Source organism: Borreliella valaisiana VS116, assembly GCF_000170955.2.
Classification (GTDB): domain Bacteria; phylum Spirochaetota; class Spirochaetia; order Borreliales; family Borreliaceae; genus Borreliella; species Borreliella valaisiana.
This window is the reverse complement of record NZ_ABCY02000001.1, coordinates 891,670-913,294: the sequence shown is the minus strand read 5'-3', so window position 1 is coordinate 913,294 and position 21,625 is coordinate 891,670. Positions and strand designations below refer to the sequence as shown.

The window sequence follows — 21,625 nt, the reverse complement described above, 5'->3', positions numbered from 1 at the left end:
ACCTCAACAGATAGTTGAAAAACTATCTGTATATAATATTATTGTATTATTGCATACAAACTAACTTGCTAAAATGAAATATGTTGCTATTTTATCATTCTTTTTTTTAATGTGCAGTATTAATTTATTTTGCTTTCAATATAAATTAACTGCTTCTCACTGGGAATTTCTCAAAGAGGATATAATTAAAAAAAAAATAAAAATAGGTATAGTTTACCATAATTATATAAATCCTATCTTTTACAATGAAAACTATAAATACATTGCCTTTATAGGGATATTAACATCTTATAACGAATGGATTGAAGTACAGTTTAGTCCCATAAATTTTTTTACTATTCCAATAAATAAAGATTTCGTTTCAAATACTTATTTCAACTTGGCTCTTACTATTTACATTGCTAAATATTCAATTCTAGCTGATACACTTACTATAAAATTTTTCATTGGAACCCAAATCGATTTAACTCTAAGAACTACTATATTTATAGGAAAAACAACTAATGCATTTCTTTACCCAATCTTTCCCCTAATTACCTTAAAATTTGAAATTGATTTCATACCTAATAATTATAGCATTTACTATAAATTATCAACTTCTTTTAAAGAATTTATTATTTTAGATCTAGGAATCTCTATATTTATGCCATAAAAAATTTTAAAAACATTTTTTTATTTTTAAAATTTTTAACAAAAATAAAATAGAGGGAAACAACTTTTTTTTAAAAAAAAGTTCTAAAAATAGAAGTATATTATAAATAAAAAACAAAATTTAAGTATAAAATACTAAGAAAAGAACTATGCTTATTATTTTATAAAACGGCAATATACTTATATTTTATGAATATGGCATAGAGAAAACTCAAAAGGATAAAGATGAAGAAAAAAAGGTAGAAAGGTAATTAAAAAGATAAAGGATTCACTTAACGGTTTTGAATTCACCAAATTAGTTGAAACCGGACGCAAAATTAAAAATGAATATGAATAATTAGAATATTCTATCTAAATTAAAAATTACAGTATAAAAACAAAATATGGTTTATGGATCTCAATTCTAAAGTCAACAACTTTCTGGATTCTAGATTTAATAGATGAATTTAAAGATAAACACGAAAATATTTATAAACGAATGGAAAAAGTTTTAACTTAGAAACAACAGTCCTAAAATAAATAAGCAACACGTTATTCATGGAGAACATAAAGGTTATTTTATAAACAGCATATATAATAAAATTGAAAGTAGTATCCTTTATATTCTTGATTTTTAAAAAAAGGAGAATATTTTCATGAAAAAAAATTTGTTTTCATAAATAGTATTAATTGCATGATTAACGTCTTGTAATCTAAATTCTAAATACCTAATAATAAAGGATTTTCTAAATTAACTGAAGATATTTATAATATGTTTCAATAAAATTTGATTTTCAAGATGTAAGAGAAAAAATTCAGAATGAATTAACATCAATACTACATGAGTAGCTCATAAAGCAAGCAATATGATTATAAGCAAATTGATAAAAACCTTAATATTAAATCCAAAGGTAGCTTAATATATATATATATATTAAGCTATCCTCCTCTATATCTAGAATAAATGAAAATAATAATTTTACCGCTGTTATTCATTATTATTTTTTAATTTCTCTCTTCTAAGTAAATCTAAGGCCCTATTGGCAAAGAAAATCATATATCTTTCATCTGATTTTTTTAAACTGGATTCTATTTTATCTAATCTTATCTAATCTATTTTCAACTCTATTAATGGAGCTTTTCATCTTAACTCTAAACTCATTAACCGAATTATTTAAATTTTTAGTCTCAAATTTAAGTGTTAACAATTTTTTATCTAAATTATCTATTTTAGTATCTAATTTTTTATTATCTTCTTTCAAATTTCCTAATTCTAAGTTAATTTTAGTGTAAGCCTAACATCAAGTAACTTATATTATCAGAATGCTAAACTAAAGTTACTTTATCTAATTATATTTCACCTTTGTTGCACTTTAATTATTGACCAATTGTAAAAAAAGGTATAATTCTCTTATTTTGAAAAAGCTCGTACTAAAAATAGTAGTTCGTCATACATAAAAAAAAAGACTAATTATCGGTATTATCAATATAAAAAGCTAAAATATAAAAACATGGATAAGATAATATAATTTTTATTCAACTTGTATCCGTTTGTGTTAATTGTGATGCCTTACAAAATATCAATTCAATATTGCATGTAAGTATTAATCTGATATAATTTATTATGGCTAATGAACTATTTGATTTGGGCTTATGGACGGGAATATCACTTTTTATATACGTAAGCTTAGGAATACTTTATAGATTTTTTGGTAAATTGGGTCTTTTTTGCTTTAATGCAATACTTTCAGTAATATCAAATATTGTTATACTAAACAAATTAAAAACATTTGGAATTTATTTAAATACATCAGGAATTATTTTTTTGTCAACACTATTCTCTTTAAATTTAATAACAGAAAAATATAACAAAAAAGAAGCAATAGATTCAGTAATATTATGTTTTTTACTAAAAATGACCTTTGCTATTATGATTCAATTTACATTAAGATTTAACCATAGTAAATCAGACCAATTAGGAATTCATTTAAAAATACTGTTTTATAATTTTGAGTACATAGCAACAGTATTAATCGGAACATATTTGTTTTTTTTATTTCAATATATTAATGTATTATTATACTATTATTTTAAAATAAAAATAAAATCTTTATGGATCATTCATCCTCTATCAAGACTAATTTCTGGATTATTAGCTGGCTTAACAAGCTATCTATCTATAAACGGATTATTAAAATTTTATCCCGAAGTAAAGGCAAAAGGACTTACAAATGGCTCTCTAACTCTTACATTAATAATAATTGCAATTGACACAATTTTTTATCTATTTTTAAATTCTTGGGAAAGAGTAGATGAGGTTTAAGAATTAATAAAATTTTAAATAGCTATATGAGTTTTGACCAAGTTGAAATTATAATCAATTGCTTGTGAGAATAACTATCTCTAAACTATGATTTTAAAAATCATAGTTTAGACGTATGAAATTTTTGTACAATTAAATAGATGAAAAATTATTTATAATCTTTAACATTATGTAAATTTCAATACTAATATCCCCACTGTATAAACACCTAAAGGTTTTTAATTGATAATATGATCTTCTGTAGCTTTTCTGCTTCCATAGCTTTTTTTCGCATTTGATTGCAAAGTATATCTAAATAAGATTTAAGTTTCTCAACATCTGTTTTTATAAGATTTTTATTATTTTGGTAATCTAATAAAATTTGTTTTGATGTTTCTGAAACAGATTTTATTATGGATAATATTTTTTCAAATGATTCTTTAATCTTTTCTAAATCCGAAGTATTTAGTTTATCTAAATTAGATTTTTTTGGGTATAATCGATCAGTAACTACGTCAAGAACACCCCCAAGGTCGCTAAAGCTAGAGAGTACTGAATTTGTTTTGTTTGTGATCCTTATAATATTTGAAAATTCCTTTAATTCATTATCATCAATAAGACTTAAAAGGGTATAAGTATGTCTTCTATACATTATATAGATCTATGAGTATTGTCGGATATTGATTCTGTGCCCTTTATCATCAATAAGACTTAAAAGGGTATAAGTATGTCTTCTATACATTATATAGATCTATGAGTATTGTCGGATATTGATTCTGTGCCCTTTCCCAAACTCAAGTCATCAAAAGCCAACATTCCGTATTGGTCTGAAGGTTCTTCTGCCATTTTTTTTATATACTTTTCTTTTTTTGCGTTAGCTTCTTCTTTTACAATTACATAGCAAATTTGACAAAAACCAATCAAGAATATATAAAATAGATTTTTTAAAAAAGTTTAAAATGTTGTAAAACTTTTCACAACAAAAATATTATTGGATTATATTAATATAATTTTTTAATGATATTAATATAATATTAAATATTTAATTATACTAAAGATTGAACTATGTTCAAGGAGAATATTTATGAAATGCTTATTTAAATAATAGTATATTTAATCATGAATAAATTTTTAATGCTTCTTTTTTTTATTTTTTAACTTATATAGATATTGATAATATGACTGTTTTTAGATTATTAGCCTCTTTGCTTTTCTCATTAAAACGATTTAACATCACATCAAAATAGGTTTTTAATTTAGAATCATCTGTTTTTATAAAACTTCTATTTTTTTGATAATCTAATAAAAGCTGTTTTATAGCTGTTGAAAAAATTTTCCTTATAGAGAATAATTGTCCAAGAGAATTTTTGATCTTTTTTAAATCTGAAATTTTTATCTCGTCTAAAACATCTTTTTTTAAGAAATATAAGAAATAAATGATTAATTATCTTTTCCAGGTTAAATTCTAAAATTGTTATGTTATTTAACACTTTAGCTGGTGATTTTAGTGTTGGTTTTGAAAATATTGTTGTAAATTCATCAATTTCATCATCCGTTAAAAAAGTATTTATAAAATTAAAAGCCCTTATTCCTATATTGAAAACTTGCTCATCACTTTCACTATCTACAGTGTCTTGACCTTTCCAGCTCAATTGATAGCATTTTGTTTTCGTCTATGGTTTCTTTAGTTACCTCTATTAAATTTTTTATTTCATCAATATATGTTTTTTTTGTTTTATCAATACGTGTATTTTTTGTTTTATCAATATGTTTTTTTATTGCTGTTTCAGTATCATGATCGGAACTACAACTGCTTAAAAGTAAAAAAACACACATTTTTTATCTTTTAGGGTAAATTCAATAATACTTTATACTGAGTCATTTTTATGCAAGCTGAGTCATTTTTATGCAAGCTATTAATCTTATTATATCTTTTATATCATCTACTTTCAAAATAAATTCACTTTCTTCTTTGTTATCAATCATAGATAATTTTGCGTTTAATTCCTCAGCATAAAAAGTAGACTCTTTCAAAGTTCGCGAAAGCTTATAAGCATTTTATTTAAAAATTTTATATTTCTTAAATCTTTCTTGCATTTCTTGTGCTTGCTTATTGATATATTCTTAATGATATGCATAAGTTTTGACTATTTAAATAATCCTTATCTGCAGTAAGCAAATATACTACAAAAAGTAATTAAACTTTAAATTTTACTCTCAAATATTGCAATACTATTTAAATTAATAAGAATATGAAAATATTAATTTATAAATTAATAAAAAACATATATGGAGCCTTTATGAAGATCAAAAATATAGCAAACACATTAATATTTTTTTTATCTATTGTTTTAAATAGTTGGGGAAATGAAACAAAAACAAATGAAGCAAATGAAAATTTTCAAAACAATATTTTAATAATATCAGCTACAAAAGCAGAAATAGAAGAAATAAATAAGATTATTCAAAATAAAAAATCTATTTCAATAAAAGAACATAGAAGAAAAAAAACTATTACCATTGGTAAAGTGCTTGATCATAATATAATTACTATAGCTACAGGAGTTGGAAAAATAAACACAGCTTTTTGGACAAGCTATATTATATCAAAATATAAAATTAGTCATATAATTAATGCTGGGGTTGCTAGTGGCATTTATAGCAATAAAAATAAATTCATAAAAGTAGGAGACGTCATAATATCTACAGAAACAACAAGTTACGATTTTAATCTACATAGATTTGGCTATGACATTGGACATGTCCCAGAACACCCCAAAAAATTTAAAGCAAATACCGCTCTTATAAGGAAAGCTTCTAAGATAAAAATAAACAAAATAACACCTTATATGGGTTTAATAATTACTGGAGATCAATTCATTGACCATCAAAATTTTCAAGAAATTCCAGAAGAATTTGAAAACGCAATTGCAATAGACATGGAGGGTGCTGCAATGGCTCAAGTAGCATACAATTTTAAAATTCCTTTTATAATCATTCGAGGAATATCTGATATAGTCAATAATGAAAATAATCATGATGATTATAAAAAGTTTTTAAAAAAAGCTTCTTCCAACTCAGCAAAAATAATAGAAAAATTAATTAAATCAATATAAATATATAAAAAATACACTAATTGTACAATTTTTGTTTTTTTATATGTTTGCACTAAGAATTAGATAAATATTATTAATGATATTTCAATAATTGAGTAGTCGCAAATAAAATAGCTATCATGAAATAAAGCAAGAAGCTATTTTATAATCTTTTATTTAGAAATAGTATTAAAAGCAATAAAAAATCATTATGATTAGTATCGATGATTTTTGTGTCTTTAAATCTAATTTTAATTAAATTTAAAGACACTTTGCACTATATTTTGTATAATATAAATTTTAAGTATATGGGAATATATTATGAATAAAAAGTTTTTAGAAGGGTATAAATAATGAATTTATTTAAAATTGAAGCTAATTATATCGATATCTTTAATAAAGAAATTTATCCAACTAGTATGGTATGACCATTGAAAATGGTCATACTGTTAGTATCAAAAAAATTGATGCAATATCGGATGAGTATGTGCTACAAGGGTTTATCGATGCACATATACATATAGAGAGTTCTTTTCTTATTCCATCAAACTTTGCTCATTTGATAGTTCAACACGGTACTGTAGCAACAATAAGCGATCCTCATGAAATAGCAAATGTCAATGGCATTGATGGCATAAATTTTATGATAAATAATTCTAAAAAAACCGAGTTTAAAATTTTTTTTGGAACTCCTTCTTGTGTGCCGGCTTTGTCATCGCAATTTGAAACCTCAGGATATGTATTAAATGCCCAAGATGTAGATAAATTAATGGAATTAAATGATATTTACTATTTGTCTGAAGTAATGGATTTTAAAGGTGTAATTAACAAAGATACTGATATCATAAATAAAATAAATTCTGCATTAACTCGAAATAAGGTTGTTGATGGACATGCCCCTGGCTTATCTCCCCATTCAATTTTAAAGTATGTGTCTTCAGGTATTAGTACTGATCATGAATGTTCAACAATAGAAGATGCAAGATATAAATTATCTTTGGGGATGAAAATAATAATTAGAGAAGGAAGTGCAGCTAAAAATTTTGAATCTTTGCATCCTTTAATTAGCGAATGTCCTGGAAAATATTGTAATTCCTTAATGTTTTGTTTTGATGATGCACATCCGAATGATATACTACATGGACATATTAATTCAATAGTAGCTCGTGCAATAAAGTATGGACACGATTTTTTTGATGTTTTAAAAATAACGTGCATTAATCCGGTTTTACACTATAAAATTCCAGTGGGATATATTCCATTAATCAGTGAAATTCCTATAAACAATTTTAAATGTAGTCAAAAATCTATTTTGGATTTTAAATTTTCCACTAAAAATAAGATGCTTCCAATAATCGTTTGTATCAATAATCAAATTATTGAAAATTATTACTCATAAAACCATGATTAATAGCAATTTATTGGCACCAGATTTTCAATCTAATATTGCTGAAGTCTTTAACAGTGGTTCCGCATTTAAAGATAAATGATAAAGGATTGTTTGATGTTGATTCTTTTTGTTTTTTAGATTATTAATTTCAAGTTATTAACAAGTTATTAAAAGGCAAAAACTAGAAGCTACTTCTATAATTTTATTTAGATTAATATTTTAAAAATATTAATCTAAATAATAAGAAACAGTTGTAACAACCCTTAATATTTTTTTTGGATAACGCTCCTGGTCACCCAAGCTTCTATCAATGGGAAGAAATTCAAAATATCCTTGATTTGCATTTTTAATTTTCCCTAATTTTGAATTTGAATGCTTTGCAAATTCTAAAGCTGCCAATTTCGCATTTCTAATTGAATCTGCCAACATTTCAGGTTTTATATCATTAATATTGTCAAAGTAATATCTTGGCCCTCCACTATTACTAATCAATATACCTTGATCATAAAGCTCAGCAATATTTTTTTCTGCCACTTCCATTTTTTCAATATTCTTTGTATGAACATTTAAAGATATATATGCTCGATACTTATAAAGAGATTCTTTATAATTTTCTTCGTTAAATTCCATAAATCCTATTTTTATATGATCTTCATTAAATCCATGTTTTAAAAAAAAGCTTTTAATCCTAGACAAGCTCAAGTTATTTACTTTATTAATGTCATTAATAGTATTACCAATCAGGCTATATCTAAACTCCCAACTAGAAGATGTTGACAAAACTTCTCTTTCACTAAGGCCCTTAACTGTAATATAATTTTCATTTTTAATACCAATGCTTTTTATTCCGTGGGAAATTATAATTGACGATATAAACAAAAGTAACGAAAATAACAAAAAATATATTTCTTTTCTCCTAAACATAGATTATATCTCCTAAAATCAACAATAAAAAATATTCTAGAATCGATACATTTAAATCCATTTTAACATATTGCTTAATATGAATAAATACTAAGACTTTTAGTAGATCAAAATTTCACAAGTTTCACAAGTTTAAGATATAATCAAGACTAATATCCATTAAATTTGTAGCATAATCAAAAATGCAAAGAAATAAGATTAAAGTCATAGTTAAGCTAATAAGAAATAGTTTTAAATAAAACAATAGCTTACTTACTATTATCTCATTAGCTAAAAAAATCTCTGGTCTAAACAATTAAATAAACATTAGCTATAATAACTAAAATAGAAATAAAGAACTCAATAATAAATAATGGTAAAACAAACTTAAACCAGGTACCATAACTCAATTTAGATATCCCTAATGCAGCCATTATAACTCCGCTTGTAGGTGTTATTAAATTAATAAGCCCAGATGCAGTTTGCATAGCAATAACAACCGAAGATCTTGGCATTGACAAAAAATCAGCAAGTGGAGCCATTATTGGCATAGTTAGACTAGCGTGACCTGATGAAGATGGGACAACAAATCCTATAAATATTTGAATAATTTCATTCAAAATGATAAAAAAAGGCCTTGGAAGATTATATAAAAAATTAGTAGCAGCATTTAATACAGTAGCTGTAATCAAACCATCATCACATACTATCATAACACCTCTAGCAAGCCCAATAACAAGAGCTGCTGTTATTAGACTTTCAGAACCCTTCACAAATGCATCCCACATCTCAGATTCGCCCAATCTACAAATAAAAGCCGCTATAATAGCAACTCCAAGATATAACATTGTCATTTCTTGCATCCACCAACCAAGCTTTACAATACTAAATATCAAAAACAATATCATAGACCCAAATAAAAGTAAAACTAGTTTATGAGCAAAAGTAAACTCAAGAACATTCTGAGTATTATCTTCAGTCGAAAGCTCACTTCTTTTAACAAAATATTGATAATGTTCATTTCTTTGAGAATACACAAGCGATTTTGAAGGGTCTTTTTTAATTCTAGATGCATAAATAAAAACATAAATTACAGCAACTAATACTGATACAAAATAAAGAACTATTCTAAAATAGAATCCTTCCTGCAAACTAATAGAGGCTATTGCGGATGCAATTCCTGTAGCAAATGGATTTACAGTAGAAGCCATAGTACCTACTCCAGCTCCCAAAGCAATAATAGCCGCTCCAACAAGACTATCATAACCTAAAGCCACTATCAGGGGAATCATAACAAAATAAAAAGGAAGGGTCTCTTCGCTCATTCCGGTTACAGTTCCACCAACTGAAAAAATAAACATCAACAAAGGAATAAGCAATTTATCTTTATGCCCCAACTTCTTGATTAAACGATAAATGCCTGCATCTATTGCTCCTGTTTTCATAATAATCCCATAAGCACCCCCAACAATTAAAACAAAAACAATAACTTCGGCTGCATGTTCCATTCCTTTTGACATTGCAGTTAAAATAGTCATAATAGGATGTAAAAATCCTCTAGGAACTCGATCTACAAATTGATAAGTCCCAGCAACGATTATCTCTCTTTTAGATCCATCACCCATTTGCTTAAATTCTTTATCAAACTTACCAGCAGGAATCACATATGTTAATATGGTAACAAATACAATTAAAGAGAATATTATCGTAAAACTACTCGGCATTTTTATCATAAAGTTCCTCCTAATTAATTAATTAATTAAAATTAATTTTATGTAAATTTATGTAAATAAAAAATACTATTATCCCAAAGTCGATACCATAATAGCTTTAATGGTATGTACTCTATTTTCCGCAACATCAAAAACAACTGAATTTTTACTTTCAAAAATTTCTTCTGTAACTTCAATTCCATCAAGTCCATATTTATCAAAAATATCCTTACCAACCACAGTATTTAAGTCATGAAAAGCGGGTAAACAATGCATAAATATTGCATCATCTTTTGCCATACTCATCATCTCTTTATTTACCTGATAAGGCTTTAGAAGATTTATTCTATCTTCCCAATTACTCTCACCCATCGATACCCACACATCCGTATACACAACATCAGCACATTTGACAGCCTCTTCTTTAGAATCCGTAATTGTAATTTTACCCCCACTATTTAGGGCTAAAGATCTGGCCTTAAGCGTCAAATTGGAGTCTGGAAAAAGCTCTTTGGGAGCAAAAATTCTTAAATCGAGTCCCATAATAGCACAGCCTTTCAATAAAGAATTGGCAATATTTCCCCTACCATCGCCACAAAACACTATTTTAATCCCTTTTAAACTTCCTTTATGCTCTTCTATTGTCATTAAATCGGCTAGTATTTGGGTTGGATGAGAAACATCTGTCAATCCATTGTAAACAGGAATATTAGAATAATTCGCTAAACATTCAACAGTCTGTTGAGAAAACCCTCTAAACCCAATGGCATCATACATGCGTCCTAACACTCTAGCAGTATCTATCATAGACTCTTTTACACCTATTTGACTACCTTTAGACCCTAAATACGTAATATTTGCCCCTTGATCATACGCTGCAACCTCAAAAGCACACCGTGTTCTTGTTGAATCTTTCTCAAAAATTATAACTATGTTTTTACCTTTAAGTTTTTGCACTTCAATTCCTGCATATTTTGATTTTTTTAAATCAATCGATAAATCAAGCAAATATTTAATATCTTTGCTTGTAAAATCCAAAAGATTTAAAAAGCTCCTATTTCGTAAATTATACATAATAACCCCCAATCTTTACAATCAGCTTTTAAAGCCCATTTTAAGTCATTTAATCCATTTGACTTTAGCTTTAAATATTAAATATCTTCTCTTACTAAAGGCATAGACATGCATCTTGGACCACCACGACCTCTTGAAAGCTCGCTAGACGGAATTCTATGAACTTTAATACCATTTTCTTCGAGCAACTTATTAGTTACGTGATTTCTAGAATAAGCAATTACTTCTCCCGGAGCTATAGCCAAAATATTAGCACCATCATTCCATTGTTCTCTTGCGCCATGTATTAAGTCCCCACCTGCACATTTTATTAGGTCAATCTTTCTACCGAGATAAAAACTCAAAACATCTATAAGTTTGGATTTTTCTTTTTTAATATGAATTTTACCGGAATTTGAATTATAAGTTAAAACATAAATTGAAAAATACATATCATCACTCGTAAAGCTTGTAAAAACACTATGATCAATTTGAGTAAAAACTGTATCTAAATGCATATAAGTCCTATTTTTAGGAATTTTAAAAGCCAAAATTGTGTTAAATGAAGTTTTATTTTTAAAAAGGTTAGTAGCTAGTTTTTCTACAGATTTAGCCTCTGTTCTTTCGGAAATCCCAATAACCAAAAGATCTTTGTTTAAAACAAGCTCATCTCCACCTTCCAAAGAAGTATCTTCCCATCTATTAAGCCAAATTGGAACATTTTCTTTGTAAATGGGATGGTGTTTAAAAATATACTCTGCAAATATTGTCTCTCTGTGCCTAACCTTAGTAGACATTTTATTTATTGTAATTCCATTGCCAATACTAGCAAAAGGATCTCTGGTAAATAAAACGTTGGGCATAGGATCAATAATAAAAAGACTTGCACCATTAACCAAATCATCAAGAGAATATGCATAATCTTTAAGCTCCTCTCTTGCAATACCCGAAATCATTTTAGAAACCATGTTCTCAATAGTTAAATTGGAAAAATAATCTTTTAAAAAATTAATTGTACTATCTGTTTTTATTTCTGCCTCAAAAATAAATTGAGATATAAATTTATTTTTGAGCTCTACAGAAGAAACAAGAACCTCACTAACAAGATCCTCAACATATTCAATTTCAACTGAATTATTTTTCAAAGTACTTACAAAAACTTCATGCTCTTGTTTTGCAACTTTAAGATAAGGAATATCATCAAATAAAAAATTTTTCATAATAAAGGGTGTCAAATTTTCTAATTCTTCTCCCGGCCTATGAAGCAAAACTTTTTTCAAACGACCTATTTCCGAAAATATATTTATTGGATTTAAATATCCGTTCATCTATTCCTCCTTTACAAAAATTGCTATATATTGAAATATTATAGTTTGCATCAAGAAAGATCAACTATTTATTAAAATTTTTAAAAAAAATATTATTTGTGTAGAATTAGTAAAAACAAAAAAAGAAGTTTTAAAATAAAACTCTAAATCAAAAACATTAACAAGAACTATGTTAAAATACTACCATGAAGAAAATTAATAGATTCGTATTAATATTGACTATGCAAATCTTAACATTCTCTTGCTCCTTAATTGGGGATAATAAGTCGAAAAATCTAAGCATATCAGAAATCATATTAACACAAAAAACACCACTAAAAAGTTCTTTAATAAAGAATTATTCTAGTACAGAATATAGAATACCAATATCTAGTATCCAAGAAATTTTAAACAATAACGATAATTCTTTTTTAATAAAAAAAACCGCAGCAAAAATAAAAATAAGTCCACAAAAACTAGAAGAAATAAAAAACTACTTAAATGCTTATAAAAATTATTTAAATAATGAAACAGAATGGAAAAGATTTATAGATCAAAGCAGCCTTAATGGCAATCTAACAATTAAAATTGATACTGCTTTTGAAAAAAAAACAAATTTTAATCATACAAATTCAGATAATGAAAAATTGACAGCATTAATAGAATCGCAAATGTACCTAGAAAAAGAAATTTTAAACTTAATTGAACAAACATTCCATGATAAAAATTTAGGATACATACAATTAAGCCATATCAATTCATTCTTTCCTCAAGAAAATATAAACTCAATAACAAAAGAAATAATAGATGGGGAAGAATATGTTGCACCTCATATAATAGCAAATCAATTATTAAAAATAAAAGATAAAAAATACTTTGAACAATTTATGTACTTTTTAAAAGTTGAAAACAGTACAATAAAAACAATAATTGAAAAACAAACAATTGCAGATCTTCACAATGAATTGTATTATTCAAAACAATCACCTCCACCTAAAAGAAGGAGAAAAAGGTCAACAACTGTTGACTCCAATAATATGAACCAATATGATCTAATATCAAAAATAATAGATCCAAATACAGGAATTGAAATAACGCCCAAAAAATTAAGATCTCTTTTATCAAATGGTGACATAATACTTATAAAACCAAAAATAGACTGGACAGAGTTTTTTTATTTTTGGCAACATGTAGGAATATTTGATGAAGAAAAATATGAGGCTACTAAAAAAATTGCATTCAATGGAAATGACAGTTTTGATATAAAATCAATAATTACAAGCAATCAAATCAAATTCGATACAGCATCTACTCAAGGTTCAGGATATGAAAAACTGTCAACATATGTACAATCAAGAATACTAAAAATATTCTCTCCAATAACAGACACAAGAACAATTCAAAAAGCTATTAATTTTGGAAGAAGCAGATATATTGACAATAATTTTGGATATATGATTCCATTAATATCTTCTAACTTATGGACAGATTCATTTAATCTTGAAGAAATTCATAACAAAACCTATTGTTCTTTAGTGGTTGATAGGATATATAAAATAGCCGGACTTAATGTATCAAGAAATTACGAAATTTCGGGAATAATTACTCCTGGAGAAATAAATGCAGCCGCTTACAATTTTTACATGTCTTATACGATTACAGGAATACTCCCAAGCGTACTTCCAAAAAGGCTCATTAAACCAAGCTTAAAAGAAAAATTCATTGGTTACAATAAAGAAATAGTAGATGCAATGGAATTTAAAAAATCGGAAGAAAAAATTTTTGGAAGAGCTTGTAATATAACAAACCTCTGGTGCTCGGGAAGTTAATAACTAGTATATGGAAAAATATTATGCATGCATTTTGATCAATAGTAATGAAAAAATTATTTTCAAATCCTGGGAAAAATGCAAAGCTACTATTAAAGGAAAAAATAATAAAATAAAAAGTTTTAAAACAATAGAACAAGCTCAAAATTGGCTATTAAATGCTGGGGATAAAATTTATCATAACCCAATTGGAATATATTTTGATTCTGGAACAGGAAGAGGAAAGGGCGTAGAAATTAGGGTTGTAAATGAAAAAAGGATTTCAATATTGGATAAAATCTTAGATAAATCCTTGATTAATGAATATGGAAATCATTATGTTAAAAATTTTCAAGGGATTAGCAATAATTTTGGAGAACTACTTGCCCTGTACACAGCAATCAAAATAGCATTAAAAGAAAATATAACAAACATATTTGGCGACAGTAAATTAATAATTGACTATTGGTCAAAAGGAATTTATAATGCCAAAAATTTAAAACAAATTACTATCAATTTAATCAAAAAGACAACTGAACTAAGGAAAAAATTTGAAGAACAAGGTGGAAAAATTTCTTTTATTCCGGGAAATGAAAATATTGCAGATCTTGGTTTTCACAAAACTAAGTAAAAATATTATTACAAAAAAATATATAAAAATAATATTTCTGATGTCAATGATTTATTTTTATTGTTGTACAACGATAAAAATAAATCATGATTATAAAACTGATTTTAAAGTTTTAGCAAATCCCTCCAAATACATTAATATCGATGTAATTAAAGCGACAAATGAATATATTTATATTCAAATTACAAACAATAGCTTAGACATAGTAAAAATAAATTGGCAAAACACTAGTCTTAACAACAATAAAATTGTCTTAAAAAAAGAAGATCTTGCAATAAACAATGAAACAAAGTACAAAAATAAATATAGAGAATTTTTTATTGGTCCTAAAACTTCATTTAAATTTAAAGCGTATCCATTAAAAATTTTTTCTAAAAACAAAAACAATGATACCTTAAGCTCAGCTATTAAATATCCGTCTATTTTCAAACTCAACATAACAAAAGTAGGGACCGAAACAAAAAAAACAATAAATATTCTAATAACAAGAACTATAAAATTTAATGTTACTAATAAATAAAACCCGTTATTATTTTTTTGTTTTTCTATTAATGCTAAGCTCATAATTTGTATCTTTATTGTTTTCAAATGATGCTTTTACAGGAGCAAAAAAATTCCAAGAAATATAAATTGTAAAATTATTTCTCCAAATGGGAGAATAAATCCCATCAGATCCTTTTAGCAAATCTGGTTCTAAATTATATTCACCAACAAATCTCCAATCATAAAAACTAAATTTAAAGCCTGATGAAAATTTTTTAATTTTGAAAAGTGAATTTTTTCTGTCTTCGGAATTAAAGAAATTAAAAGATTTAAACAAATCAGCGAAAATATTGACAGTCTCGACACCAATTTGATCCATATATCCTTTAAAGTATCTAAAAGTCTTAGTATTAACAGAAAAAGTAGAAAAGTAAATTTCTAAAAATTCTGTATATTTAAACTTAAAAGTCAATGCAGACCAAAGTTCATTATCTGTGAATTTCTGCAAATTTATTTTCCAGCCAACATCTATTCCTAAAGTAAAAGAAAGCTTTTTGTCAAAAAAATTTAAAACATATAATTCCTTTTTATAACTAGAATCTAAGGAATACGGAACAAGTTTAGTTGTAGTGCCAACCTTGAAAAAATCTCCTTTTAAAGAATCATAATTATATTCAAAGTCATCTTTCATCGCAAACAAAACCTGAAAATCAAAAACATTAAGCTTAAACGAAAGTTCAGAAACTCTATTTATCAAAGGATCATAAGCGGCTAAAAAACTAAATTTAAAATAATTCAAATATTTTGGCTCAATTTTATAATACAAAGCAGGTGACATTTCTAAATTTTTATAAGGTGATGATGGTTTTTGGGGCTCCAAAGGATTTAATAAAGATTGAGCAACAGAAATTCCAGAATTTTTAATAGCATCTTCTTTAAACTTTTTATGATATTTAATTCCAATCCCAACTTCTTGCAGCAAATAAGGAAAATCTAAAGAAAGTTTGAGCTCAGAAGAAGCCTTAATATCTTCAAAACTATTTTTTAATTCACCTGAAAGTTCCGTACTAAAATAGCTATAATCATAAATCAAAGAAGCTGTTAAAGATTGATAAAAAGTTTCCGGATCAGATAAAAAAATACTACTATTCTTATTAAGCAAAGATTTTGCATCGGAATCATATTTTTTATTAAATGAATACAAAGTAGACTTATTCTCAAACTTTAAAATACTTCTAGAGAATAAGGGATATCTAATAAAAGGAAGCAAGTTTAAATTTACTTGATTAATAATAGAATGCTCACTTTTTTTATCTTTATCTTCAACTTTAAAATCTTTATTTAAAGGATTATACTCAACAGTATTAAGATATAATAAATTTTCAAAAGTAATTAAACGATTATAGAAATCAGCATGGATTTTTATATCTGTTTTATTTTTTATATCAAATAAATAATTTGTTATTTCATAATTAAAGTCCTTTGGACTTGTAATGCCATAATTATTAAAAAAAATATTATTTCTTAAATAAGGATTAATGCCAAACCTAATAAAAAAAGAATCAAATTGATCAATATTTTTTAAAGTTATTGGTTCTGGAGGAATATATAAATTTTTATTTAAATTTTTTATTTTTTCAGTCTTTTTCCCCTCCACACTCTTTTTGTCATTATCTTTATCTTCTAAATTTTTAATTTCTGGACGCATTATCATTTCTTTAGAATCAGCTGAAAATGTCCATTGATTATTATAAAGGTCTTTTTGGAAATTTAAATCAATATATGGAACATAAATTCTCTCCAAATAAAACCATTTTCTTGTAGGATCATTAAACTCTTTTGGCTTTTCTAAAGGAGATTTAACATAAAGATTTTCATATTCTGACAATTTGAATCTAAAGCCCAAATTATTTAATTTGTAATCTAAGATTGAATTATCATTAAATGTTCGGTTATAAAAAGAAGACAAATTCCAATCAAAAGTGTTAATGCTAGTTTGCTCTTTAACCAAATCTTTATCTAAATTTAAAAGAGAAAAAAATGTAGCACTTTCTATTCTATCTTTAAAATCAATATTGACATATGGATCGGAATAATGCTCTAAAATAACTGAAAAAAGTGCATCTTTTAAAAGAAACTCTGTTTTTAATTTAAGTAAATATCTAAAAGGAACTTCAAACCCAAATACATCTCCTTTGTTAAGATTAGAAAAACTAAAAAGAGATTGTTTTAAAGTTCTAGTATTAAAAGGATAATATCCTCCATCGTAACTATAAACATTTCTAGTAAAACCTAATCCAAAATTTCCTTCCAAAGTTTTAAAATGACCTAAAGTATTGCCCAAATCAAAATCAATTCCAGAATAAAATCCTAGATTAGCATAAATATCAAAAATTAACTTGACATAATCTTTATTAGGATTAGATGCTAAATTTTCTGCAAAAAAATAAGTTAAATATCCATTTCTTATATAAGGCTTTTTACCCGAATTATAAACAGAATTGAAATCAAAATCCAAAAAAGAAGAATCTTCACTTGAAGATTTATTACCAAAAAGATAAATAGTATTAAAAACAGAAAAACCTTTTCGGGGATTTAAGCCTAACGATGGATTAAAAAATAAACTATCTCCCGGTCTGAAAAAAAAGGGAATATAGAATACTGGAACTCTTCCCATGTAAAATATAGCATTCAAAAACCCAAAATCTCCTGAAGGCAATACCCATATTTTAGAAGCTTTGATTGAATAATAAGGCTCTGGAATTTTACTAGTTGTTGCAAAAGCTTGTTCCAAAATAGTTACATCATTGTCTATCTTTTTTAAAACCTTTCCTCCAAACGAAAGAATATGATCTATTTGATTTTTTTGCATTTTTTTTTGAAGAATACCATCTTTTAATAAAAAATTTTGAGAATCAAAATCAACAAAAAATTCATTACCATAAAAATAAAGCTTTTCATTGGTATCCATATCAAGAATATATTCGACATTCCCAATAGAATAAAGTTTCTTAGAGCCTCTATTAAGGACTATCCTGTCACCTTTAATATTATGTTTCTTATTCTCTTTAATATCTTCAACTAAGATATTAACTCTTCCTTCAAAAACAATACTTTCATCCTTAGTAAGTCCATAAGTGAAATTTTCAAGATTGTCTGTAGTTTCAATTATTATTTTATATCTACCAGATCCAGCAAGTCCTTTTCCTTTGACAAAAAGCTCAGGATCTATCCCAAACTTTTTTAAAAGCAATTCTCGTATTTTTGAAACATCCGTTTCTTTTAGGCCTTCTTGCAAAGCCCATTTTTTCAAATCTTCATCGGTTGAAAGTTCAAGCTCTCTTAAATAAGATTTTTGACTTAAAGTTAACTTACTTCTTTTTCTAGAATTTTCATCATTTACAGTTTGAGCAAAAATTACATTAGAAAATGTTAAAAAAAATAATAATATTACAAAAGATTTTTTAAAAACATTCCTGTATAGGAATTCTCGCATTTTGAAACCTCTTCAGGAATACCAGAAACAACAATATTCCCCCCTGCCAATCCACCATCAGGACCCAAATCTATTATATAATCTGCTTGTTTGATTACATCCAAATTATGCTCTATGAGTACGACTGTATTGCCATTAGAAACTAACCGCTGCAAAACCTCTAACAACTTTTTTATATCATCAAAATGCAATCCAGTTGTTGGTTCATCAATAATGTAAAAGGTTTTACCTGTGCTCTTTTTACTTAACTCAAAAGCCAACTTGATGCGTTGAGCTTCGCCTCCTGATAAAGTTGTTGCAGATTGCCCCAATTTAATGTATTCAAGTCCAACTTCAATTAAAAATTTTAAATAATGATGGATTTTTGGAACATTCTCAAAAAAATTTTTAGCTTCAAAAACACTCATCTCTAAAACATCGTGTATATTTTTTCCTTTGTACCTAACTTCTAAAGTTTCTTCATTAAATTTTTTACCCTTGCATAAATCACAAGGAACAAAAACATCTGGTAAAAAATGCATTTGAATATTCAGATACCCATCTCCCTGACATTTTTCACACCTTCCACCTTTAACATTAAAAGAAAATCTACCAGCTTTAAACCCCCTTGACTTTGCATCCGGAAGCTTAGCAAAAAGTTCTCTAATTTCTGTAAAAAATCCAACATAAGTTGCTGGGTTTGATCTTGAAGTTCTTCCTATTGGTTTTTGATTTATTTGAATAATTTTATCTATTTTTTCGTATCCAATAATGTCTTTAAAACCATCACAATACTTTCCATTAAGCTTCAATCTGCTATCAAGAGCTGGATATAATACTTCGTTAAGTAAAGTGCTTTTTCCACTACCAGAAACACCTGTTATTACAGTAAAAACTCCCAAAGGAATACTTACGTCTATATTCTTAAGATTGTTTTTATTAGAACCTAAAAGCAAAATTTCTCCCTTATCTGCCTTTCTTCTAGAACTTGGAACATCTATTTTAAACTTGCCACTCAAGTATTGACCAGTTAAACTATTTTTGCTATTTAAAATATCAATTAAAGTTCCTTTTGCAACTATTTCCCCTCCAAGAATTCCAGCACCAGGACCCATATCAATAATATAGTCCGCAGTACGTAAAGTTTGTTCATCATGCTCAACAACAATTACAGTATTGCCAAGATTTTTAAGATTAACAAGAGTAGAGATTAATTTTTCGTTATCTCTTTGATGAAGACCAATACTTGGCTCATCAAGAACATAAATAACACCTGAGAGTGCTGATCCTATTTGAGTAGCAAGCCTAATACGCTGAGCCTCACCCCCAGATAAACTGCCCGATATTCTATTTAAATACAAATAAGAAAGACCAACGTCAATTAAAAATTTAAGCCTATTTTTAATTTCTTTTAAAATTTCTTTAGATATTTTTTCATCCACCACATCAAGCTGTAAGTTTTCAAAAAACACATAAGAATCAAATACAGATAAATTACTAAGATCTTGAATGTCTTTTCCGTTGATTTTTACAGTTAAAGCTCCAACACTTAAACGCTTTCCTTTGCATGAATTACAGATTTTTTTAGACATCAAATTTTCGTAAAAAATTTTAGTACTCTCTGACTCTGTTGCAAGATATCGTCTTTTCAAAAGAGGTAAAAGTCCTTCAAACTTTTTGGAATAATGGAATCCCCCATCCACCTCCTTTGCTTCCATTTCTTTAGACTGGTAAATAAAATCTATTTTTTCATTTGAACCGTATAAAATTTGTTTAAGAATTTTGTCTGGAATGTCTTTTACGGGAGTATTTAATTTAAAATTATAATGTTTGGCAAGTCCTTTAAAAATAGCCACAGACCAAGATGAGCTTGTCTTAAATGTAATAAAAGCATCATCATTAAAAGAAAGACTAGTGTCAGGACAAATACTCTCAAAATCAAACTCAAGTGTAACGCCAAGACCAGAACACTCACTGCAAGCACCAAACGGACTATTAAATGAAAAAAGCCTAGGCTCTATTAAAGGAAGTGAAAATCCACATAAAGGACAACTATTATGCTCTGTAAAAAGTTTGTCTATTTTTTCCAAATCATTTTCAATCTCCACTCGTAAATATCCATTAGAAACTACAAGAGAAGTCTCAATAGATTCCGCAAGCCTAACTCGAACATTATTATCAAGCTTAATTCTATCAACTATAATTTCAATGGTATGTTTTTTATTTTTATGTAAATTTAAATTAAGTGCATCTTCTATTAAATAATCTTCAGAATTTATTCTAACTTTATTGAAACCTTGATTTAATATTTTTTCTAAAACTTTTTTATGAGAACCCTTAGAACCCCTTACAATTGGTGCAAAAAGTATAACCTTAGATCCCTCAGGATAACTTAAAATAGTATTAACTATTTTATCTAAAGATTGCTCTTCTATTAGTCTGCCATCATTTGGACAGTATGCTTTACCTATTTTAGCAAATATTAGTCTATAATAATCATAAATCTCAGTAATTGTTCCAACAGTAGAACGAGGATTATTGCTTATTGTTCTCTGCTCAATTGCTATAGAAGGAGAAAGTCCATCTATATAATCAACATTGGGTTTTTTCATTACACCTAAAAACTGCCTTGCATAAGCTGAAACGGATTCCATATACCTTCTTTGCCCTTCTGCAAAAATAGTATCAAAAGCCAGAGAAGATTTACCAGAGCCACTCTTACCAGATATTACAACTAAACCATCTTTTGGAATATCCACATCAATATTTTTCAAATTATGCTCTTTTGCTCCCCTGACGATAATTTTTTTTTTCAAATTTTTCAACAAAGATTACA

At 26.7% G+C, this 21,625-nt stretch carries 20 protein-coding genes; 7 read left to right on the top strand and 13 right to left on the bottom strand.

From position 1 onward, the window contains the following. The first annotated feature begins 73 nt into the window (after nucleotides 1-73). On the top strand, nucleotides 74-652 hold the full coding sequence (locus BVAVS116_RS04285; protein ID WP_006068570.1) for a hypothetical protein: 579 nt from the start codon (nucleotides 74-76) through the stop codon (nucleotides 650-652). A gap of 1,072 nt (nucleotides 653-1,724) precedes the next feature. Here BVAVS116_RS04285 and BVAVS116_RS06605 read toward each other — a convergent pair. After that, nucleotides 1,725-1,892: a hypothetical protein gene (locus tag BVAVS116_RS06605; RefSeq protein ID WP_006068788.1), complete on the bottom strand. Its 168-nt coding sequence runs from the start codon at nucleotides 1,890-1,892 to the stop codon at nucleotides 1,725-1,727. A gap of 362 nt (nucleotides 1,893-2,254) precedes the next feature. On the opposite strand from BVAVS116_RS06605, the gene BVAVS116_RS04275 reads away from it, so the two are divergent. Next, a complete protein-coding gene (locus BVAVS116_RS04275; RefSeq protein WP_006068721.1) occupies nucleotides 2,255-2,953 on the top strand; it encodes a queuosine precursor transporter in 699 nt (232 codons plus the stop codon). Nucleotides 2,954-3,161: 208 nt separating this feature from the next. On the opposite strand, the gene BVAVS116_RS06150 is transcribed toward BVAVS116_RS04275, so the two are convergent. The 6 genes from BVAVS116_RS06150 to BVAVS116_RS06580 all read right to left on the bottom strand — a co-directional run bounded on the left by BVAVS116_RS06150 (nucleotide 3,162) and on the right by BVAVS116_RS06580 (nucleotide 4,966). Continuing rightward, on the bottom strand, nucleotides 3,162-3,584 hold the full coding sequence (locus BVAVS116_RS06150) for a CRASP family complement regulator-acquiring lipoprotein (RefSeq protein WP_006068811.1): 423 nt from the start codon (nucleotides 3,582-3,584) through the stop codon (nucleotides 3,162-3,164). Nucleotides 3,585-3,673: 89 nt separating this feature from the next. Continuing rightward, entirely contained in the window at nucleotides 3,674-3,856 is a 183-nt protein-coding gene (locus tag BVAVS116_RS06600) for a hypothetical protein (RefSeq protein ID WP_006068275.1), read from the bottom strand. Between the two features lie 235 nt (nucleotides 3,857-4,091). Next, entirely contained in the window at nucleotides 4,092-4,304 is a 213-nt protein-coding gene (locus BVAVS116_RS06595; protein WP_244427560.1) for a virulence associated lipoprotein, read from the bottom strand. Continuing rightward, nucleotides 4,216-4,584 (bottom strand): hypothetical protein, encoded by a 369-nt coding sequence (locus BVAVS116_RS06590; protein ID WP_006068612.1) that lies wholly within the window; start codon nucleotides 4,582-4,584, stop codon nucleotides 4,216-4,218. The genes BVAVS116_RS06595 and BVAVS116_RS06590 overlap by 89 nt, the downstream gene beginning before the upstream one ends. After that, nucleotides 4,553-4,768 (bottom strand): hypothetical protein, encoded by a 216-nt coding sequence (locus BVAVS116_RS06585; protein ID WP_006068549.1) that lies wholly within the window; start codon nucleotides 4,766-4,768, stop codon nucleotides 4,553-4,555. The genes BVAVS116_RS06590 and BVAVS116_RS06585 overlap by 32 nt, the downstream gene beginning before the upstream one ends. 48 nt (nucleotides 4,769-4,816) lie before the next feature. Continuing rightward, a complete protein-coding gene (locus tag BVAVS116_RS06580; protein WP_006068685.1) occupies nucleotides 4,817-4,966 on the bottom strand; it encodes a hypothetical protein in 150 nt (49 codons plus the stop codon). A gap of 266 nt (nucleotides 4,967-5,232) precedes the next feature. Between BVAVS116_RS06580 and BVAVS116_RS04255 the strand changes: the two genes are divergently transcribed. Continuing rightward, a complete protein-coding gene (locus BVAVS116_RS04255; RefSeq protein ID WP_006068793.1) occupies nucleotides 5,233-6,048 on the top strand; it encodes a 5'-methylthioadenosine/adenosylhomocysteine nucleosidase in 816 nt (271 codons plus the stop codon). A 403-nt stretch (nucleotides 6,049-6,451) separates the two neighbouring features. Beyond that, nucleotides 6,452-7,426, top strand: a complete 975-nt coding sequence (locus BVAVS116_RS04250; protein WP_006068311.1) for an amidohydrolase family protein — start codon at nucleotides 6,452-6,454, stop codon at nucleotides 7,424-7,426. Nucleotides 7,427-7,645: 219 nt separating this feature from the next. Here BVAVS116_RS04250 and BVAVS116_RS04245 read toward each other — a convergent pair whose 3' ends face one another. From BVAVS116_RS04245 to arcA, 4 genes are all read right to left on the bottom strand, one after another. Next, nucleotides 7,646-8,341 (bottom strand): SIMPL domain-containing protein, encoded by a 696-nt coding sequence (locus BVAVS116_RS04245; protein ID WP_006068318.1) that lies wholly within the window; start codon nucleotides 8,339-8,341, stop codon nucleotides 7,646-7,648. A gap of 287 nt (nucleotides 8,342-8,628) precedes the next feature. Continuing rightward, on the bottom strand, nucleotides 8,629-10,053 hold the full coding sequence (locus BVAVS116_RS04240; RefSeq protein WP_006068262.1) for a YfcC family protein: 1,425 nt from the start codon (nucleotides 10,051-10,053) through the stop codon (nucleotides 8,629-8,631). Between the two features lie 69 nt (nucleotides 10,054-10,122). Continuing rightward, complete coding sequence (gene argF / locus BVAVS116_RS04235; protein WP_006068985.1) at nucleotides 10,123-11,106, bottom strand: ornithine carbamoyltransferase; 984 nt, start codon at nucleotides 11,104-11,106, stop codon at nucleotides 10,123-10,125. Nucleotides 11,107-11,183: 77 nt separating this feature from the next. Beyond that, the gene (gene arcA, locus BVAVS116_RS04230) at nucleotides 11,184-12,413 is read right to left on the bottom strand and encodes an arginine deiminase (protein WP_006068565.1); all 1,230 of its coding nucleotides are present in this window, start codon (nucleotides 12,411-12,413) and stop codon (nucleotides 11,184-11,186) included. A 185-nt stretch (nucleotides 12,414-12,598) separates the two neighbouring features. Here arcA and BVAVS116_RS04225 point away from each other — a divergent pair, with 185 nt between their 5' ends. From BVAVS116_RS04225 to BVAVS116_RS04215, 3 genes are read left to right on the top strand one after another with little or no spacing between them, the layout of a single operon-like run. After that, nucleotides 12,599-14,221, top strand: a complete 1,623-nt coding sequence (locus BVAVS116_RS04225) for a hypothetical protein (RefSeq protein ID WP_040351353.1) — start codon at nucleotides 12,599-12,601, stop codon at nucleotides 14,219-14,221. A 10-nt stretch (nucleotides 14,222-14,231) separates the two neighbouring features. Continuing rightward, nucleotides 14,232-14,831 (top strand): ribonuclease H family protein, encoded by a 600-nt coding sequence (locus BVAVS116_RS04220; protein WP_006068839.1) that lies wholly within the window; start codon nucleotides 14,232-14,234, stop codon nucleotides 14,829-14,831. Continuing rightward, entirely contained in the window at nucleotides 14,800-15,351 is a 552-nt protein-coding gene (locus tag BVAVS116_RS04215; protein ID WP_006068955.1) for a hypothetical protein, read from the top strand. Before BVAVS116_RS04220 ends, BVAVS116_RS04215 begins: the two co-directional genes overlap by 32 nt. A 9-nt stretch (nucleotides 15,352-15,360) precedes the next feature. Here BVAVS116_RS04215 and BVAVS116_RS04210 read toward each other — a convergent pair whose 3' ends face one another. Further along, nucleotides 15,361-18,810, bottom strand: coding sequence for an LPS-assembly protein LptD (locus BVAVS116_RS04210; RefSeq protein WP_006068240.1), 3,450 nt, complete (start codon nucleotides 18,808-18,810; stop codon nucleotides 15,361-15,363). After that, entirely contained in the window at nucleotides 18,765-21,617 is a 2,853-nt protein-coding gene (gene uvrA / locus BVAVS116_RS04205) for an excinuclease ABC subunit UvrA (protein WP_040351371.1), read from the bottom strand. The genes BVAVS116_RS04210 and uvrA overlap by 46 nt, the downstream gene beginning before the upstream one ends. Nucleotides 21,618-21,625: the final 8 nt, after the last annotated feature.

What these genes read in the sequence shown, in the direction of transcription:
- BVAVS116_RS04285 (WP_006068570.1), top strand. Translation starts at nt 74, where the DNA reads ATGAAATATGTTGCTATTTTATCATTCTTTTTTTTAATGTGCAGTATT.
- BVAVS116_RS04275 (WP_006068721.1), top strand. Translation starts at nt 2,255, where the DNA reads ATGGCTAATGAACTATTTGATTTGGGCTTATGGACGGGAATATCACTT.
- BVAVS116_RS06150 (WP_006068811.1), bottom strand. Translation starts at nt 3,584, where the DNA reads ATGTATAGAAGACATACTTATACCCTTTTAAGTCTTATTGATGATAAT.
- BVAVS116_RS06585 (WP_006068549.1), bottom strand. Translation starts at nt 4,768, where the DNA reads ATGTGTGTTTTTTTACTTTTAAGCAGTTGTAGTTCCGATCATGATACT.
- BVAVS116_RS04255 (WP_006068793.1), top strand. Translation starts at nt 5,233, where the DNA reads ATGAAGATCAAAAATATAGCAAACACATTAATATTTTTTTTATCTATT.
- BVAVS116_RS04250 (WP_006068311.1), top strand. Translation starts at nt 6,452, where the DNA reads ATGACCATTGAAAATGGTCATACTGTTAGTATCAAAAAAATTGATGCA.
- BVAVS116_RS04245 (WP_006068318.1), bottom strand. Translation starts at nt 8,341, where the DNA reads ATGTTTAGGAGAAAAGAAATATATTTTTTGTTATTTTCGTTACTTTTG.
- BVAVS116_RS04240 (WP_006068262.1), bottom strand. Translation starts at nt 10,053, where the DNA reads ATGATAAAAATGCCGAGTAGTTTTACGATAATATTCTCTTTAATTGTA.
- argF (WP_006068985.1), bottom strand. Translation starts at nt 11,106, where the DNA reads ATGTATAATTTACGAAATAGGAGCTTTTTAAATCTTTTGGATTTTACA.
- arcA (WP_006068565.1), bottom strand. Translation starts at nt 12,413, where the DNA reads ATGAACGGATATTTAAATCCAATAAATATATTTTCGGAAATAGGTCGT.
- BVAVS116_RS04225 (WP_040351353.1), top strand. Translation starts at nt 12,599, where the DNA reads ATGAAGAAAATTAATAGATTCGTATTAATATTGACTATGCAAATCTTA.
- BVAVS116_RS04220 (WP_006068839.1), top strand. Translation starts at nt 14,232, where the DNA reads ATGGAAAAATATTATGCATGCATTTTGATCAATAGTAATGAAAAAATT.
- BVAVS116_RS04210 (WP_006068240.1), bottom strand. Translation starts at nt 18,810, where the DNA reads ATGCGAGAATTCCTATACAGGAATGTTTTTAAAAAATCTTTTGTAATA.